This window comes from Pelagerythrobacter marensis, from assembly GCF_036700095.1.
Lineage (GTDB): Bacteria > Pseudomonadota > Alphaproteobacteria > Sphingomonadales > Sphingomonadaceae > Pelagerythrobacter > Pelagerythrobacter marensis_A.
Genome location: NZ_CP144918.1, coordinates 1,225,542 through 1,240,567, shown reverse-complemented (window position 1 = coordinate 1,240,567; position 15,026 = coordinate 1,225,542). Strand labels below are relative to the sequence as shown.

Sequence of the window (15,026 nt, the reverse complement as noted above, 5' to 3'; positions counted from 1 at the left end):
ACTGGCGCAATATGCCCGCCGTTTCGCGACAGGGGCAGAGGCGCCCGTGTCGATTGAAGTGAGCATGAACAAGCCACCCAGGACAAGATCGTCGCCGCGCGTTCCGGACCACGTGCTGGTGGTCGAAGACGATGCGATCCTCTCGCTGGCGATAGAGGCGCAACTGCTCGACGCCGGTGCCCGGCAGGTCGAGATCTGCCATACGACCGATGCTGCGCTGGAGGCCCTGCGACGCGCGCGCCCCGATGTGATCGTGCTCGACGTGCAGCTCGCCGACCGCGACGACGGCTGGGCCATCGCCGAACTGGTCAGCAGCATCGGGCCGCAAGCGCCGCGGATCGTCTTTTCCACCGGCGCGCCGGACCGGATTCCGCCCCGCGTGGCCGAACTCGGCGCGATCCTGGAAAAGCCTTACGACCCGCGCGATCTCGTGCAGGCCATTTGCGCCCCGCCGCGGCGCGGGCTGCTCGCCCGACTGCGCAAGCCCGCCGGGTGACCCCTTCCCGCCGCCCGCCGAAGACGAAGTTGCAACGGCAAAGGAAAGGCGATTATGCCCTTTGCAAATCCGGCCATACGGTAGACAAAGAGGCGCTCCGGCCCCTTTTCGTCATCCTGAACTTGTTTCAGGATCTATCGTGCCACCAGCAAGGACGGCGCGATTTGAAGAATGGATCCTGAAACAAGTTCAGGATGACAAGGGATGGGCTTCCTCCACACGACCTGGCCGGATTTGCCAACGGCATAGTCGCCAAAGAAAAAAGGCCTCCGCTCGCATTGAGCGGAGGCCCTTCGGGATCGTATCACCTGCCGCTTGGACGGGAGGGGGGTCTCGGCGGTGACATTGGGATAATGTTCGACCCAAAACCTGGTTCCCGCACCGGCGCAAATTTTTTTGCGGCCCCGATCGGACGCCGCCGAAAGGCCTCCGAATGCTTGCACGACAAGCACTTGTCGTTCACCAGCGCGCCTTTGGAACCAATGCTACGCGCGCGCGTTCTAGCGACGCCATTCTAGGGAAGGGAATACATGCCGCTTGGAGAACAGGTAGCCAACAATCTGCCGTACCTTCGTCGTTATGCCCGCGCGTTGACCGGATCGCAGTCGACCGGCGACGCGTTCGTTCGCCAGACACTCGAAGCGGCGCTGGCCGACGACGAGCTGAAGGCATCGCTCGCCGACGGGCGCGTGCCGCTCTACCGCGCATTCAACAAGGTCTGGTCCAGCGCCTATCTGGAAACGGCCGGAGACGCACCGGAAACCGGTGCCCACGAAAGCGCCGCGCACGACCGGCTCAGCGCGATCACCCCGCTCAACCGCCAGGCCCTGCTGCTGACGACGCTGGAAGATTTCACCATCGACCAGACGGCCGAGATCATGGATCTCGACAGCGATTCGGTGGAAAAGCTGGTCCAGGAAGCGATCGAGGAAATCGACCGCGAATCGAGCACGAGCGTACTCATTATCGAGGACGAGCCGCTGATATCGATGCAGCTCGAAGACCTCGTGACTTCGCTCGGCCACGAAATCTGCGGCACGGCCGCCACGCGCACGCAAGCGCAGGAAGTGGTCGCCGAACGCACGCCGGGCCTCGTGCTGGCCGACATCCAGCTTGCCGACGGGTCCTCCGGCCTCGACGCGGTGGACGATATTCTCGCGCTCGACAGCGTGCCGGTGATCTTCATCACCGCCTACCCCGAACGCCTGCTCACCGGCGACCGGCCCGAGCCGACTTATCTGGTGACCAAGCCGTTCAAGGAAGCCACGGTGCGCACCGCGATCAGCCAGGCGCTGTTCTTCAATTCCAGCCAGCCGCTGGGCTGACCGGCAATCCGGCGGCGACCGAGAGGCCGCGTGCTCTTCAGCGCGCGGCCTGTTCCCTGCGCTGCGCCGCGCGGATCGCGAATTCGCTCGGCCGCCGGACCGGGACGCGCAGGGTGCAGCGCACCCCTTCGGGCGGGAATTCCAGTTCCACTTTCTCGTTGAGTTCGTGGGCGACGATCTTTTCGATCAGGTCGAGACCGAAACCGCGCCATTCCGGGCGGCCGGACAGGCGCGGCCCGCCGGATTCGGCCCATTCCATCCGCACCACGTTCTTGCCTTCGAGTTCCCAGGTCACCGAAACGCGCCCCTCCGGCACGCTCAGCGCGCCATATTTGGAAGCGTTCGTCGCCAGCTCGTGAATGGCCAGCCCCAGCGTCAGGGCATCGCCGGGGGCGAGTTCGACATCGGGCCCCTCGATCGTGAAGTCCGCCCCCGAATCGTGGGCATGCGGCGCCATTTCGGCCTCGACCACCGCGCGCACCGGGGTCGTGCCCCACTCCGACTGGGTCAGCAGGTCGTGCGTCGCGGAGATCGCGCGAATCCGCCCGTCCAGCCCGTCGGCGAATTCTTCCAGCGAGTCGGAACGCCGGCGAGTCAGCGCGACGATCGACAGGATGTTCGCCAGCGTGTTCTTGACCCTGTGATTAAGCTCGCGCGTGAGCGAATTGCGGATCGAATCCTGCTCCTCCAGCCAGTCGAGCTTGAGCTGGTCCTCGCGCGTCTGCTGCGTCACGAGGCGGGCCACCACCAGCAGGAGGCTGGCCACGAGCAGCCCGAACAACAGGGTAACCATCGACAGCGCGGAAAGCGAGTAGGACGCCGGCGACGCGACTTCGACCACCATCGGCCGGTTGGCGACCATGATCCGCTGCTGAACCGCCTTGCCCGCGCCCGAAGCCGGCGCGATCTGCGCGAGCAGCCGGTCCGGTGTCGCTTCGCCGTCGTAGAGCTTGACCCCCCGATCCCCCGCGTCGGCCAGGTCGAGCGCGGAGGCGAGGAAGTTTTCCGCGTTGAACGGGCTGTAGATGAATCCGCGCACCCGGCGCCCCGCCTCCCCCCGGAACACCGGCATATAGACGATGAACCCGGGCGCGCTGTCGGGATCGGGATAGGCGAGCTGGACTTTGCCGCTGGCGGTCGGCTGGGCCGTGGCTTCGGCCTCCTCCATCGCCGCCCGCCGCGCCGGGTCGGAGAACATGTCGTATCCGAGCATCTGGCGGTTGCGATCGTTCGCGGGCCGCAGGAACGTGACCGGGACCACCCGGCCGGTCATCGTGGTCGGAGCCGGCCAGATTCTGATCGGATCGGGCAATGCCGCCGGCGCCTGGCCGGCGGGTTCCGGCGGATCGGCCTGGCGGCCCGCCGCGGCAGGGTCCTGCCCCTCCGCCGACGAATCGCCGCGGCCGGCCGCATCGGCATCGGCCGCATCGGCATCGGGCCCGGCATCGTTGGCGCCGATGCGGAACTGGTCGAGTTCGTAGGGGCGCAGGCTCTGCGCCCAGCCGATCCCTTCGGTTCCGCGATAGTCGAAGTCGAGCTGAAGCTCCGCCACGAAGCGGTCGAACAGGGCCTCGTCCACGCGGTCGACCGCCGCGAACATGGCGGCTCCCGCGCGCAGATAGGCGGTATTGGCGCTGGCGCGCCGCTCCAGCGCCGATGCGACGGCGCGCGCGCGATCGCTCAGCCGGGCGGCTTCGCGCTGCGCCTCCCCCCGTTCGATCGCGAACACGCTGAGCGCGGTGATTGCGGCGATCAGCAGGAAGATGGCCACCGGCGCGGCGCGCGGATATTCGACCAGCCAGCGGCGACTTTTCCCCCGTCGAGACGCTTGAACTGGCATCAGGCTGCGCCGCACTCCACCGACAGATCCAACACTACACTGGCGGGCACCCCGCTTAGTTCCGGGAACCAAGCAGGGGCGCCTTCGTTCCCTCGCGGAGACCACGAGTTGGAAAACTGGAAAAGCCTCCGCGTGGGTTCTAGGGCTCCCGCCGGGGTTCTACGTATATTTCGAAGGATTGCGAGCGTACATGCATATTGACGGGGATCGGCGCGCGGGGGAAACCGGAAAAGGCGAGTCAAAGATCGGAAAACGCGATAATCCAGGATGGGCCGACGGCCTGCGCCAGCTTTACGACTCGGTTGTCGAGGAACCGCTTCCCGACAGCTTCAAGGAGCTTCTGTCGAAGCTGGATGAAAAATCCTGATGACCCGCCCCGAACGGACGGCCTCCGAAAAGGCCGATTTCAAGCGCGAGCTGACCGAAGTCGTCCCGCATCTGCGCGCATTCGCCCGCGGACTGTGCGGGCGGCCCGACATGGCCGACGACCTGGTGCAGGAAACCCTGCTGAAAGCCTGGGCCGCGCAGGAACGGTTCGAACCCGGCACCAGCATGCGCGCCTGGACCTTCGTGATCCTGCGCAACGCCTACCTCACCGACATGCGCCGCAACCGCTTCCGCGGCGAATACGACGAGAACGTTGCCGAACGCTTGCTGACCCAGCCCGCCGGGCAGGAAGAGCCGATCCATCTGTCGGACATGCACCGCGCGCTGCTGACCCTGCCGCCCGAGCGGCGCGAGGCGCTCTTGCTGGTCGGCGCCGGCGGCTTTTCCTACGAAGAGGCGGCGACCATCTGCGGCTGCGCGGTGGGCACGATCAAAAGCCGCGTGGGCCGCGCCCGTGCGTCGCTCAATGCCATGCTTCAGGACGGTTCGATACCGCGACGCGCGATCGGCGACGACGGCGCGCATCGCGCGATTCTGGAAGAGTTGGACGATGTTGCAGCCGGCCGCGGCGAGTCCTCCCCGACCCGCTAGCCGCTTGCTAGCGCATATGCCGGCCCGCTATGCCGGCTGCCCCCGCAGACAGGATCCGACAGCCGCATGACCGACAGTCCATCTGCATCGCGTGGCAGCACGGAAGGGCGCACCGCGCGGCGAAGGACGCGCGCCGCCTTTGCAGAGCAGGAGCTGCGCCTGATTTCCGCGCTGGTCCTGCTGATCGGCCTCGGCCTGTTCCTCGCGCTGCCTTTCGTGCTTTCGATCGGCTCGGTCGTCTTCCTGCCGCTGGTGACGGCGCTGGTGCTGACCATCATTCTCTCCCCGCTGGCCGACAAGCTCGCCGGCTGGGGCCTGCCCAACGTCCTCGCCTCGCTCGTCGCTCTCGGCGCGTTCTTCGGCGTGCTGATGCTGGCGCTCGCCCTTATCCTCCAACCCGCGATCGCGCTGTTCGACAGTCTTCCGGCGATGGCCGACCAGGTCGTGCACCGCTTCGGCGAACTGCGCGACCAGTTCGCCTGGGTGGCGATGGCGAACGAGCGCCTGGCCGACCTGATGGGCCGCTCGACCACGCGCGAAGTCGTGCTCGCCAGCCCTTCGGTGATCGAACAGCTCGCCTTCGCCACGCCCAGCGTGGTTCTGGAAGTGCTGCTGACCTTCCTGATGACGTTCTTCATGATCGAGGCGCGGGTGCGGCTGCGCCGCCACCTGCTGTTCGATCGCGCCAGTTTCGGCACCAGCATCAAGGCCGCGCGGGTCCTGCGCGAGGTGCAGGACCGGGTGGCGGCCTATATCCTCACCGTGTCGTGGATCAACGCGGGGGTCGGCGTCATCGTCGCCCTGGGTGCATGGGCGCTGGGGGTGGAGGCGCCGGTGATGTGGGGCGGGCTGGCCGCGCTCCTCAACTTCCTGCCCTATATCGGGCCGCTGGCGATGACCGCGCTGCTCGCCCTGTTCGGGATCGGGACCGGCGATACCGTGCTGCTCGGCATCATACCGGCGGCGGCCTATCTGGCGTTGCACACGGTCGAATCGAACATCGTCACCCCGTCGATCCTGGGCGCGCGGTTCACGATGAACCCGGTGATGATCCTCATCGCGCTCAGCTATTTCTCGTGGATCTGGGGGGTGTTCGGCGCATTGCTGTCGGTGCCGATCCTGCTGATGCTGACCGCGTTCTTCGACCATGTGGGGCGCCCCAATCTGGTCGGCTTCATATTCGGCGAACCGCTGTTCGCGACCAACTTCATGGAACTGGGCCAGGAAGAGGAACCGACCTGATCCGCGAAAAGGGAAAAGCCCGCCCCGCACGAATGCGAGGCGGGCTTTCCTTTTGCGATCCGGCGCAGGATCAGGCGGGGTATTTCCAGGTTTCCCCGCGCGCGAGGTTCTCCGAAGCGAAGCCCCAGTTGAGCTTGCTCTTGATCACCTGATCGAGATATTCGGGCCGCTTGTTCTGATGATCGAGGTAATAGGCGTGCTCCCACACGTCGATCGTCAGCAGCGGGTTGAAATCCTGGTCGGCCAGGGTGTCGCCGTCGTGCGTTTCCTCGATCGAGAGCTTGCCGCCCTTTTCCGCCAGCCAGACCCAGCCGCTTGCGAAGTGCCCGGCACCGCGCTCGGCCAGCTTGGTTTTGAGATCGTCGAGCGAGCCGAAAGCCTCGTCGATCAGCGCGCCCAGCTCGTCCGACGGCGAACCGCCTTCGGGCGCCATCGAATGCCAGTAGAACCCGTGGTTCCAGCTTTGCGCGGCATTGTTGAACAAACCCTGGTTGCTGCCGCGCGCCGCAGCGACGACCTCTTCCAGCGACTTGCCGGCAAGGTCGGTGCCTTCGATCGCGGCGTTGGTCTTGTCGATATAGGCCTGGTGGTGCTTGCCGTGGTGATAGCTCAGCGTCTCGGCCGAAACGGCGGGCGCGAGGGCGTCGCTGGCGTAAGGCAGGTCGATCAGTTTGAAGGCCATGGATTGGTTCCCCTAATGTCCAGTGTTGAAATTCTCGGGCTTGCCCGACCAACGCGCGGGCGGGCCATGGGTTGCATGTTCTAGACGGATTCCTCTTCCGGGCGATCGGTCGCCGCCGCTACTGCCACATCCAGGGTGACATTGGCGAGGGTTCGCATGATGTCGGGCAACATTTCCACCGCGACCAGCAGCGCCAGCGGTTCGATCGGCACGCCCATTGCCAGGGCGATCGGGCCGATCGAAATGACGAAACTGATCGATCCGGGCAGGCTGACCGATCCCACCGAAATGACCAGCGCCACCGCGATCCCGGCGGCCAGCGTGGCCGGGGTCAGCTCGACCCCGGCCAGCGTGGCGACATAGATCGCCACCGCCAGGTTCATCGCCGGGCTGGTCGCGCGGAAGATCGCCACCGCCAGCGGCAGGACGAAATCGGCCGTGCTCTCGCGAATGCCCAGCCGCCGGGCGACCGCGAGCATGGCGGGCAGGCTGGCGAGCGAGCTTTGCGTCGAAACCGCCACCGCCTGCGCCGGGATCATCGCCCGGGCAAAGCGCAAAGGCGCGATTCCGCCGCCGAACCAGGCGAGGGCATAGCCGGCGACAAGGACGATCCCGCCCATCGCGGAAACGACGAGGATGTAATGGACGAGGGTGGCGAAGGCCCCGCCCCCCGCGCGCGAGGCGACCCCCAGCGCGAGCGCAAAGACGCCGAGCGGCGCGATCCACAGGACCCAGCCGATGATCGTCAGCATCGCGTTGGCCAGCGCGCGAAACACGCGGAGCAGGGTGTCGCGCTGGCTGTCCGGCAGGCGCGCGACGGCAACGGCGAACAGCGCGAAGAAGATGGTCAGCGGCAGCATCGTCGTTTCCGCCGCGGCGGCGATCACGTTGGGTGCGATCAGCGAAGTGACGAATTCGGCCAGTCCGGGCACCTGCTGGGGCGCGATGTCGCCGGTTTCCAGCAGCGTTCCGGCCGAAGGCGGGATCGGAAAGAGATTCAGCAGCAGGGGCATGAACAGGGCCGCCGTGACGCCGGAAAACAGCAGGACCGCGAAGACCCAGCCGAGCATTCGCCGCGCCGCGCGCCCGGCCCGCGCGGCCTGCACCATCTGCGCGATCCCGATCACCAGCAGGGCGGAAACGAGCGGGATGATCGTCATCTGCAAGGCGCGCAGCCACAGCGCGCCCGCCGGCTCGGTCACCGCCAGGACAGGCTCCAGCGCCGCCGTCCCCGACAGGACCAGCCCGGCCAGCAGACCCGCGACGAGACCGCCGAACGTCCACCAGACGGGCAGCCGGATCGCCAGGAGTTCGTTAGAGTCTGCCTTTTCGACGACCATCCGTTTGCGGGTCCCCTTTTCTTTGCCGCCTAACCGCGCCAGAAGCGCCTGGCAAATCGCCCGGAGATAGAATTCGAACATGACACGCAAGTTTTTCGGTACCGACGGAATTCGCGGGCGCACGAACGACGGCGTGATGACGGCGGCGACGGCGATGCGGGTGGGCCAGGCTGCGGGGCGGCATTTCCTGCGCGGCGACCATCGCCACCGGGTGGTGATCGGCAAGGACACCCGCCTTTCCGGCTATATGATGGAAAGCGCGCTGGTCGCCGGCTTCACCAGCGTGGGGATGGACGTGATCATGACCGGGCCGCTCCCGACCCCGGCGATCGCGCTGCTGACGCGCGAGATGCGCGCCGACCTGGGCGTGATGATCTCGGCCAGTCACAACCTGTTCGAAGACAACGGGATCAAGCTGTTCGGCCCCGACGGGTTCAAACTATCGGACGAAGACGAACTGGCGATCGAGGCGTTGCTCGAATGCGAGCCGCCGCTGGTGGCCGCGCCGATGGTCGGGCGGGCGCGCCGGATCGACGATGCACGCGGGCGCTACATCCACGCGGTCAAGCAATCGGTGTCGGACGAGATCCGGTTCGACGATCTCAAGGTCGTGGTCGATTGCGCGCATGGCGCGGCCTATCAGGTCACGCCCTCGGCCATCTGGGAGCTGGGCGCGGACGTGGTCACGCTGGGCGTCGAGCCCGACGGAACCAACATCAACGACGGCGTCGGCTCGACCGCGCTGGAGGCGGTGCGCGCCGCTGTCGTGCGCGAGAACGCCGATATCGGGATCGCGCTGGACGGCGATGCCGACCGCCTGATCGTGATCGACGAACGCGGGCGGACGGTCGACGGCGACCAGATCATGGCGCTGATCGCGACCCGCCTCGCCCACCGCCAGGCGCTGCGCGGCGGCGGCATCGTCGCCACCGTCATGTCCAACCTGGGGCTGGAGCGGTACCTCGCCGACCAGGGCCTCTCGCTCGAACGGACCAAGGTCGGCGATCGCTACGTGCTCGAACGTATGCGTCAGGGCGGTTTCAATGTCGGGGGCGAGCAGTCGGGCCACATGATCCTGCTCGATCATGCCACGACCGGCGACGGCACGGTGGCGGCGCTGCAGGTCCTCGCCAGTCTCGTCCGTTCCGGCAAGCCGGCGAGCGAGCTGCTGCATCAGTTCGAGCCCGTCCCGCAACTGCTGAAGAACGTGCGCTATTCCGGCGGAGCGCCGCTGGAGGACGCGAACGTCAAAGCCTGCATCGCCGATGCCGAAGGCGAACTGGCCGGCAAGGGCCGCGTCGTCATCCGCGCCTCCGGCACCGAGCCGGTGATCCGGGTGATGGCCGAAGGCGACGATGCGGCCCAGGTCGAACAGGTTGTCGACCGGATCTGCGCCGCGGTGCAGGACGCGGCCTGAGGGGATAGAAGGACGCCCATGCTCGAGATGCGCCCCGACTGCGAACGCTGCGGCACGGACCTTCCGGCCGAAGCGCCGGGCGCGTTCATCTGCAGCTTCGAATGCACGTTCTGCGCCGCCTGCGCCGAGGCGCTCGACGATCGTTGCCCCAACTGCGGCGGCGAGCTGATGGACCGCCCGACCCGGGCGAAAGCGCTGCACGACCGGCATCCGCCGGGCACGGAGCGCAGGTTCCGTCAATGAAGACTCCTCCCCGTATTCTCGCCATCGCCGGGTCCGACAGCTCCGGCGGGGCCGGCATCCAGGCCGACATCAAGACCGCGACGATGCTGGGCGGCTATGCGATGAGCGCGATCACCGCCATCACCGTGCAGAACACGACCGGCGTGCAGGGGGTCGAAACGCTGTCGGCCGAACTGGTCGTGGCGCAGGCGCAAGCCTGCCTCGACGACATCGGGGCGGACGCGATCAAGATCGGGATGCTCGGATCACCCGAAACGGCCCGCGCCGTGGCCGATTTGCTCGCCGGTTTCGAAGGGCACGTTGTGTTCGATCCGGTCATGGTCGCGACCAGCGGGGCGGTGCTGGCCGACGCGGAAACGATCGACGCCTTCGCTGCGCTGATGCGCCGTGCCACCCTGGCGACACCCAACCTGCCCGAACTCGCCGCGCTGACCGGAATGGCCTGCACCACGCCGGACGAGATTGCCGCTGCGGCGCACCGGCTCGCGCAGGATCACGGCTGCGCAGTGCTGGCCAAGGGAGGGCATGACGCGGGCGAGCGGGTGATCGACCGGCTCGTCTATACAAACGGCGATTTCGCCTCGTTCGAAGACCAGCGGATCGACACCCGCCACACCCACGGGACCGGCTGCACGCTGGCTTCGGCGATCGCGACGCTGCTCGGCCACGGCCTGCCGCTTGACCACGCGGTGCGGCTGGGCCGGCGGTTCGTGATCGAGGCGCTGCGCAAGGCGCCCGGTTTCGGTGCGGGCCACGGCCCGCTCGGCCATCAGGCGGTGCGGGGCGGCGGCGATGCCTCGGCAGAATCGGCCTCGTAACCGTCGAGCTGATAGAAGCGCGCGATCTTTTCCCAGGCCTCGTCCGCGGTTTCGCACCAGCGGAACAGGTCCAGATCCTTGTGGCTGATCGTCCCTTCGTCGGCGAGCGCCTCGAAATCGATCACCCGGTTCCAGAAATCCTTGCCGAACAGCAGGATCGGCATCGGCTTCATCTTGCCGGTCTGAATCAGCGTGAGCAGTTCGAAGAACTCGTCGAACGTGCCGAACCCGCCGGGGAACACCGCGACCGCCTTGGCGCGCAGCAGGAAGTGCATCTTGCGCAGGGCGAAATAATGGAACTGGAATGACAGGTAGGGGGTGACATAGGGATTGGGCGCCTGCTCGTGCGGCAGAACGATGTTCAGCCCGATCGATTCCGCGCCGGCATCGCTTGCCCCCTTGTTGGCCGCCTCCATGATCGAGGGCCCTCCGCCCGAACAGATCACGAACTGCCGCTTGCCCGATTCGATAATCGACTTCTCGCTGACCATCTTGGCCAGCCTGTAGGCTTCGCCGTAGTATTTCGCTTTCTTCGCCAGATTTTCGACGATCCGGCGTTCGTCTTCGGGCAGGTCCTTCGCGCCGGCCAGCGCCTCGTCGACCGCTTCGGGCGGCGGAATGCGCGCGGATCCGTACATGACGAGGGTGGAGCCGACCCCCGCCTCGTCCAGCAGCATCTCCGGCTTGAGCAGCTCGAGCTGGAACCGCACCGGCCGCAATTCGTCGCGGAGCAGGAAATCGGTGTCGCGAAACGCCAGGCGATAGGCCGGGTGGCGCGTCTGCGGAGTGTGGGGCATCGCCGCGTCGGAGAAGGCGGCTTCCTGATCGGCGGGGTAGAACTTGCGATCGGCGAGATCGCGTTCACCCTTGGTCTCGTGTTCTTCGCTCATCGCCAGCGCCATAAGGTCCCCGGTGCGGGGCGGCAATGCCCGCGATGACTATCTTGGGCGGCGCAACCGACGAGAGCCGCCGTGCTGGCCGGCCGACCCCGGCCATTGCGCCGAAATCGCGGAAAAATCCGCGGGCCATTTCCGCGGCTTGCGCGATTCCTTTACCGTTGCAGCCAGGCCGAGGTTGACGTTGCCCGCCTTCTGATTCTACTGCGAGTCATTATCAGTAGCAACAACAGGGCAGTTTTCATGGTCTATCGGCTGGGCGGCGGACGAAGCGATATCGGAAGGCGGAGCGCACTAAAGCGGGGCGCCCTGCATTGTTCGGCCGGCATCGCCGCCATGGCGCTGGCGGTCGGCGGCGCCCCCGCCTTCGCCGAAGACGCCGCCGACGAACGTCCCGGCGAGAGCCACATCGTGGTGTCGGCAACCCGCACGCCGATCGCGATCGAGAACGCGCCCGCAACGGTCACGGTCATCACGGCCGAGGAGATGGCCGATACGATCGCGACCGACATCAGGGATCTCGTCCGTTACGAGCCCGGGGTCACGGTCCGCCGCGCGCCGGCCCGCTTCGGCGCGGCGCTCGGCGCCACCGGACGCGCCCGGAACGAGGATTTCGCCATTCGCGGGATCGGCGGCAACCGCGTCCTGATCCAGGTCGACGGCATCCGCACGCCCCAGGGTTTCGCCTTCGGCGCGCAGGATTCGGGACGCGGCGGCTATACCGACGTATCGCTGGTCAAGTCGGTCGAGATCGTTCGCGGCCCCGCCTCCGCCCTCTACGGCAGCGACGGCCTGGCCGGGGCAGTGAGCTTTACCACCAGCGATCCTGTGGACCTGATCGAAGCGGGGAATGCGGTCGGCGGGTTCGTCCGCGCATCCTATTCGAGCGAGGACGAGGAGTTCGCCGAAACGGCCGCGATTGCCGGGAAGGCCGGGGATATCTCCGCCCTGCTGGCCTATACCCGGCGCGATTTCAAGGAACTCGACAATCGCGGCGACGTGGGCGGGATCGGTGAAAGCCGCACCCGTCCCAATCCGCAGGATGGCGAATCCAACGCCCTGCTCGGCAAGCTGGTGTGGGACAGCGGCCCGCACCGCCTGCGCCTGACCGGCGAGTATCTGGAAACCGAGGTGTTCAGCGACATCCTGAGCGGGCAAGGCCCCGCTTTCCTGTTCGGCCCTATGCCGAGCTGGATCGTCGACGACCTGACCGCAAACGACGAAAGCGAGCGCACCCGCATTTCGCTCGACTGGACATATTCGGCCGAGGGCGCGATCGAGTACGCTCACGCCGCCGTCTATTTCCAGGACGGCAAGGATATCCAGTTCACCGACGAGGACCGATCCCCGGTCGGGGCGACGCCGCGCCCGGATCGCGAACGCCTGAACACGTTCGAAAACCGCGTCTACGGCGCCGCGGCAGAGGCCCGCAGCACATTCGCCACCGGCGGCCTGTCGCACACGCTCGCTTTCGGCGGCGACATCAGCTTCACCCGGCAGGAGGGGCTGCGCGACGGGACCGAACCGCCCGCAGGCGAAACCTTCCCCACCCGTGCGTTCCCTGTGACCGACTTCATGCTGGGCGGCGTATTCCTCGCCGACGAGATCGCGCTGTTCGATGGCGCGGTGACGATATTTCCCGCGCTGCGGTTCGACTTCTACGACCTCGACCCGACCGACGACCCGCTGCTGCCCGATTTTGCCGGTGCGGCGCAAAGCGACAGCCGGCTTTCGCCCAAGCTCGGCGCGACCGCGCGGCTGGCGGACGACGTGCTGCTGTTCGCCAATTACGCGCAAGGGTTCCGCGCACCCACGCCCAGCCAGGTCAACAACTTCTTCGGCAACCTGGCCTACGGCTATATCTCCGCGCCGAATCCCGATCTCGGCCCCGAACGGAGCGAGAGCTGGGAAGGCGGCATTCGCTTTACCGGCGACCACGTCTCGCTGTCGATCGCGGCCTTCCACGCCGATTACGACGACTTCATCAGCCAGCAGGTCGTCAGCGGGTCGTTCACCCCGGCCGACCCGGCAATCTACCAGTTCGTCAATTACGACCGGGTCGAGATCGAGGGGGTCGAGGCCAGGGCGGCTTACCGGGCGGACAACGGTCTCTACGGCCGCTTCGCGATCGCCTATGCCGATGGCGATATCCTTTCGCCGGGCGAGGCGCCCCGCCCGCTCGACACGATCGATCCGCTCAATCTCGTGATCGGCGCGGGCTATCGCGAGCCCGCCGGGCGTTTCGGGGCGGAGCTGATCGCATCGCACCACGCGCGCAAGCCGCTGGACGAAACCGCCGGGCTCTGCACCGACGGATGCTATCGCCCGGACGCCTTCACCATCCTCGACGCGACGGCCTTCGTCGCCCTGACCGATTCGCTGAAGCTGCGCGCCGGCGTGTTCAACCTGCTGGACAAGAAACACACGTACTGGAGCGACGTGCGCGGGCTGTCGCTCGTGCAGTCGGACCACGATCCTTCGGTGTTCGTCCCGCCGGCGAACGTCGATGCCTACACGCGGCCCGGCCGCAACGCGAGCCTGTCGCTCAGCTATCGCTTCTAGAAACCAAGGGGGATTTACCATGACCACGACCAGGACATTCATCGGCTCGGCACTGCTGGCCATCGCGCTGGCGGCGACACCCGCGCTGGCCGACGGGCCGATCGCCGATCGCGGCGAGGCCGTCGAAACCGCGATGTTCGAACAGGATCGGGCCACGATCCTGGCGATGGCGGGCGATTACAAGGTGCGCTTCGACATGCAGGAATCGACGCCCTGGACCGAAGGCTACACCCCGCTCGAACGCAAGATCTCCGGCGGCCACGAATCGGTCCGCGTGATCGAGGACACGGGCACGCGGATCGTCCTCCAGCACCTGCTCGTCGCCGAGCATGAGGGCGAGACCTTCGTGATCAAGCACTGGCGGCAGGACTGGGAATACGAACCGGCGCGCATCCTCGCCTATACCGGCCCGGACCGCTGGGAGTGGGTCGACGTGCCCGAGCGAATGCGCAACGGGCGCTGGTCGCAGACCGTCTATCAGGTCGACGACAGCCCGCGCTATGCCGGGTGGGGCCAGTGGGAAACCACCCACGGCATTCGCCGCTGGCGATCGAACTGGACCTGGCGCCCGCTCGCCCGGCGCGATGCGGTCCGCGACCCGGTTTACGACCGCTATGCCGCGATCAACCGTCACCAGCTGACCCCCACCGGCTGGATCCACTGGCAGGACAACACCAAGATGAAGCCTGCCGAAGGATCGGCGGAGGCGCTGGAACCCGTGGTCCAGGAATATGTCCTCAACACATATACCCGGTTCGACGGCTACGACGTCGCAGCCGCCGACGCATATTGGGCGGCGACCGAAGACTATTGGGCCGCAGTGCGCGCCAAATGGGCCGAGGTCGCCGAACGCAAGGGCGGGATCGCGCTGGAGGAAGAAGCCCAGGCCGGCACCGTGATCAGCGGGCGGCTGCTCCAGATCGCCGACGAATTGCGCGATGGCGAAATCGCGCAGGCCGCCGCGATCGAGGAAGCGAACGGACTGATCGAGGCCCATACCGGGTGATCCGGCAGGACTGGCTCGAACCGTTCCGCCGCCGATTCCGACGGGCGGCGGAACCGGGGCGGCACGCATAGGGGAGCGTGCCCCCCACCCTTTCACACCCCGGTCTTACGCATTCGATCTTCGTTCTGGCGCCGTCGACGGCGGCAAGCCGAAGTTTCGCAAAACGGCACTTGCAATTGCG

At 66.8% G+C, this 15,026-nt stretch carries 14 protein-coding genes; 10 read left to right on the top strand and 4 right to left on the bottom strand.

What is annotated here, in order from left to right; translation table 11 throughout:
- Nucleotides 1-64 precede the first annotated feature (64 nt).
- Together V5F89_RS05755 and V5F89_RS05750 are read left to right on the top strand one after the other, a co-directional pair.
- Complete coding sequence (locus V5F89_RS05755) at nt 65-496, top strand: response regulator (RefSeq protein WP_338447286.1); 432 nt, start codon at nt 65-67, stop codon at nt 494-496.
- Between the two features lie 530 nt (nt 497-1,026).
- Nucleotides 1,027-1,821: a response regulator gene (locus V5F89_RS05750; protein ID WP_338447285.1), complete on the top strand. Its 795-nt coding sequence runs from the start codon at nt 1,027-1,029 to the stop codon at nt 1,819-1,821.
- 37 nt (nt 1,822-1,858) lie between these two features.
- Here V5F89_RS05750 and V5F89_RS05745 read toward each other — a convergent pair whose 3' ends face one another.
- The gene (locus V5F89_RS05745; protein ID WP_338447284.1) at nt 1,859-3,661 is read right to left on the bottom strand and encodes a CHASE domain-containing protein; all 1,803 of its coding nucleotides are present in this window, start codon (nt 3,659-3,661) and stop codon (nt 1,859-1,861) included.
- Nucleotides 3,662-3,851: 190 nt separating this feature from the next.
- Between V5F89_RS05745 and V5F89_RS05740 the strand changes: the two genes are divergently transcribed.
- The 3 genes from V5F89_RS05740 (at nt 3,852) to V5F89_RS05730 (ending at nt 5,881) form a co-directional block, all read left to right on the top strand.
- Nucleotides 3,852-4,028: a NepR family anti-sigma factor gene (locus V5F89_RS05740; RefSeq protein ID WP_338447283.1), complete on the top strand. Its 177-nt coding sequence runs from the start codon at nt 3,852-3,854 to the stop codon at nt 4,026-4,028.
- Complete coding sequence (locus tag V5F89_RS05735; RefSeq protein ID WP_338447282.1) at nt 4,028-4,639, top strand: sigma-70 family RNA polymerase sigma factor; 612 nt, start codon at nt 4,028-4,030, stop codon at nt 4,637-4,639. Before V5F89_RS05740 ends, V5F89_RS05735 begins: the two co-directional genes overlap by 1 nt.
- A 66-nt stretch (nt 4,640-4,705) precedes the next feature.
- Nucleotides 4,706-5,881, top strand: a complete 1,176-nt coding sequence (locus tag V5F89_RS05730; protein WP_338447281.1) for an AI-2E family transporter — start codon at nt 4,706-4,708, stop codon at nt 5,879-5,881.
- A 70-nt stretch (nt 5,882-5,951) separates the two neighbouring features.
- Here the strand turns inward: V5F89_RS05730 and V5F89_RS05725 are convergent, their stop codons facing one another.
- Together V5F89_RS05725 and V5F89_RS05720 are read right to left on the bottom strand one after the other, a co-directional pair.
- A complete protein-coding gene (locus V5F89_RS05725; protein WP_338447280.1) occupies nt 5,952-6,563 on the bottom strand; it encodes a superoxide dismutase in 612 nt (203 codons plus the stop codon).
- A gap of 80 nt (nt 6,564-6,643) precedes the next feature.
- Nucleotides 6,644-7,903 (bottom strand): dicarboxylate/amino acid:cation symporter, encoded by a 1,260-nt coding sequence (locus tag V5F89_RS05720; RefSeq protein ID WP_338447279.1) that lies wholly within the window; start codon nt 7,901-7,903, stop codon nt 6,644-6,646.
- 79 nt (nt 7,904-7,982) lie between these two features.
- Here V5F89_RS05720 and glmM point away from each other — a divergent pair, with 79 nt between their 5' ends.
- Genes glmM through thiD form a run of 3 tightly spaced genes read left to right on the top strand, consistent with a single transcriptional unit; the run spans nt 7,983 to nt 10,381 of the window.
- Nucleotides 7,983-9,320 carry a phosphoglucosamine mutase gene (glmM, locus tag V5F89_RS05715; RefSeq protein WP_338447278.1) on the top strand — a complete coding sequence of 446 codons (1,338 nt, stop codon included), beginning with the start codon at nt 7,983-7,985 and terminating at the stop codon, nt 9,318-9,320.
- Nucleotides 9,321-9,338: 18 nt separating this feature from the next.
- Nucleotides 9,339-9,563, top strand: a complete 225-nt coding sequence (locus V5F89_RS05710; protein ID WP_338447277.1) for a DUF1272 domain-containing protein — start codon at nt 9,339-9,341, stop codon at nt 9,561-9,563.
- Entirely contained in the window at nt 9,560-10,381 is an 822-nt protein-coding gene (gene thiD, locus V5F89_RS05705; RefSeq protein WP_338447276.1) for a bifunctional hydroxymethylpyrimidine kinase/phosphomethylpyrimidine kinase, read from the top strand. Before V5F89_RS05710 ends, thiD begins: the two co-directional genes overlap by 4 nt.
- Here the strand turns inward: thiD and V5F89_RS05700 are convergent.
- Nucleotides 10,333-11,271, bottom strand: a complete 939-nt coding sequence (locus V5F89_RS05700) for an LOG family protein (RefSeq protein WP_338447275.1) — start codon at nt 11,269-11,271, stop codon at nt 10,333-10,335. The two genes, thiD and V5F89_RS05700, sit on opposite strands and share 49 nt — an antisense overlap.
- Before the next feature lie 249 nt (nt 11,272-11,520).
- Between V5F89_RS05700 and V5F89_RS05695 the strand changes: the two genes are divergently transcribed.
- Complete coding sequence (locus V5F89_RS05695) at nt 11,521-13,839, top strand: TonB-dependent hemoglobin/transferrin/lactoferrin family receptor (protein ID WP_338447274.1); 2,319 nt, start codon at nt 11,521-11,523, stop codon at nt 13,837-13,839.
- A 19-nt stretch (nt 13,840-13,858) separates the two neighbouring features.
- Nucleotides 13,859-14,845 carry a DUF6607 family protein gene (locus V5F89_RS05690; protein WP_338447273.1) on the top strand — a complete coding sequence of 329 codons (987 nt, stop codon included), beginning with the start codon at nt 13,859-13,861 and terminating at the stop codon, nt 14,843-14,845.
- The last annotated feature ends 181 nt before the right edge of the window (nt 14,846-15,026 follow it).

Bases quoted from the DNA above. Each gene is read 5' to 3' on its own strand.
- V5F89_RS05710 (WP_338447277.1), top strand. From the start codon at position 9,339: ATGCTCGAGATGCGCCCCGACTGCGAACGCTGCGGCACGGACCTTCCG.
- V5F89_RS05730 (WP_338447281.1), top strand. From the start codon at position 4,706: ATGACCGACAGTCCATCTGCATCGCGTGGCAGCACGGAAGGGCGCACC.
- V5F89_RS05690 (WP_338447273.1), top strand. From the start codon at position 13,859: ATGACCACGACCAGGACATTCATCGGCTCGGCACTGCTGGCCATCGCG.
- thiD (WP_338447276.1), top strand. From the start codon at position 9,560: ATGAAGACTCCTCCCCGTATTCTCGCCATCGCCGGGTCCGACAGCTCC.
- V5F89_RS05755 (WP_338447286.1), top strand. From the start codon at position 65: ATGAACAAGCCACCCAGGACAAGATCGTCGCCGCGCGTTCCGGACCAC.
- V5F89_RS05725 (WP_338447280.1), bottom strand. From the start codon at position 6,563: ATGGCCTTCAAACTGATCGACCTGCCTTACGCCAGCGACGCCCTCGCG.
- V5F89_RS05740 (WP_338447283.1), top strand. From the start codon at position 3,852: ATGCATATTGACGGGGATCGGCGCGCGGGGGAAACCGGAAAAGGCGAG.
- glmM (WP_338447278.1), top strand. From the start codon at position 7,983: ATGACACGCAAGTTTTTCGGTACCGACGGAATTCGCGGGCGCACGAAC.
- V5F89_RS05700 (WP_338447275.1), bottom strand. From the start codon at position 11,271: ATGAGCGAAGAACACGAGACCAAGGGTGAACGCGATCTCGCCGATCGC.
- V5F89_RS05695 (WP_338447274.1), top strand. From the start codon at position 11,521: ATGGTCTATCGGCTGGGCGGCGGACGAAGCGATATCGGAAGGCGGAGC.
- V5F89_RS05720 (WP_338447279.1), bottom strand. From the start codon at position 7,903: ATGGTCGTCGAAAAGGCAGACTCTAACGAACTCCTGGCGATCCGGCTG.
- V5F89_RS05745 (WP_338447284.1), bottom strand. From the start codon at position 3,661: ATGCCAGTTCAAGCGTCTCGACGGGGGAAAAGTCGCCGCTGGCTGGTC.
- V5F89_RS05750 (WP_338447285.1), top strand. From the start codon at position 1,027: ATGCCGCTTGGAGAACAGGTAGCCAACAATCTGCCGTACCTTCGTCGT.
- V5F89_RS05735 (WP_338447282.1), top strand. From the start codon at position 4,028: ATGACCCGCCCCGAACGGACGGCCTCCGAAAAGGCCGATTTCAAGCGC.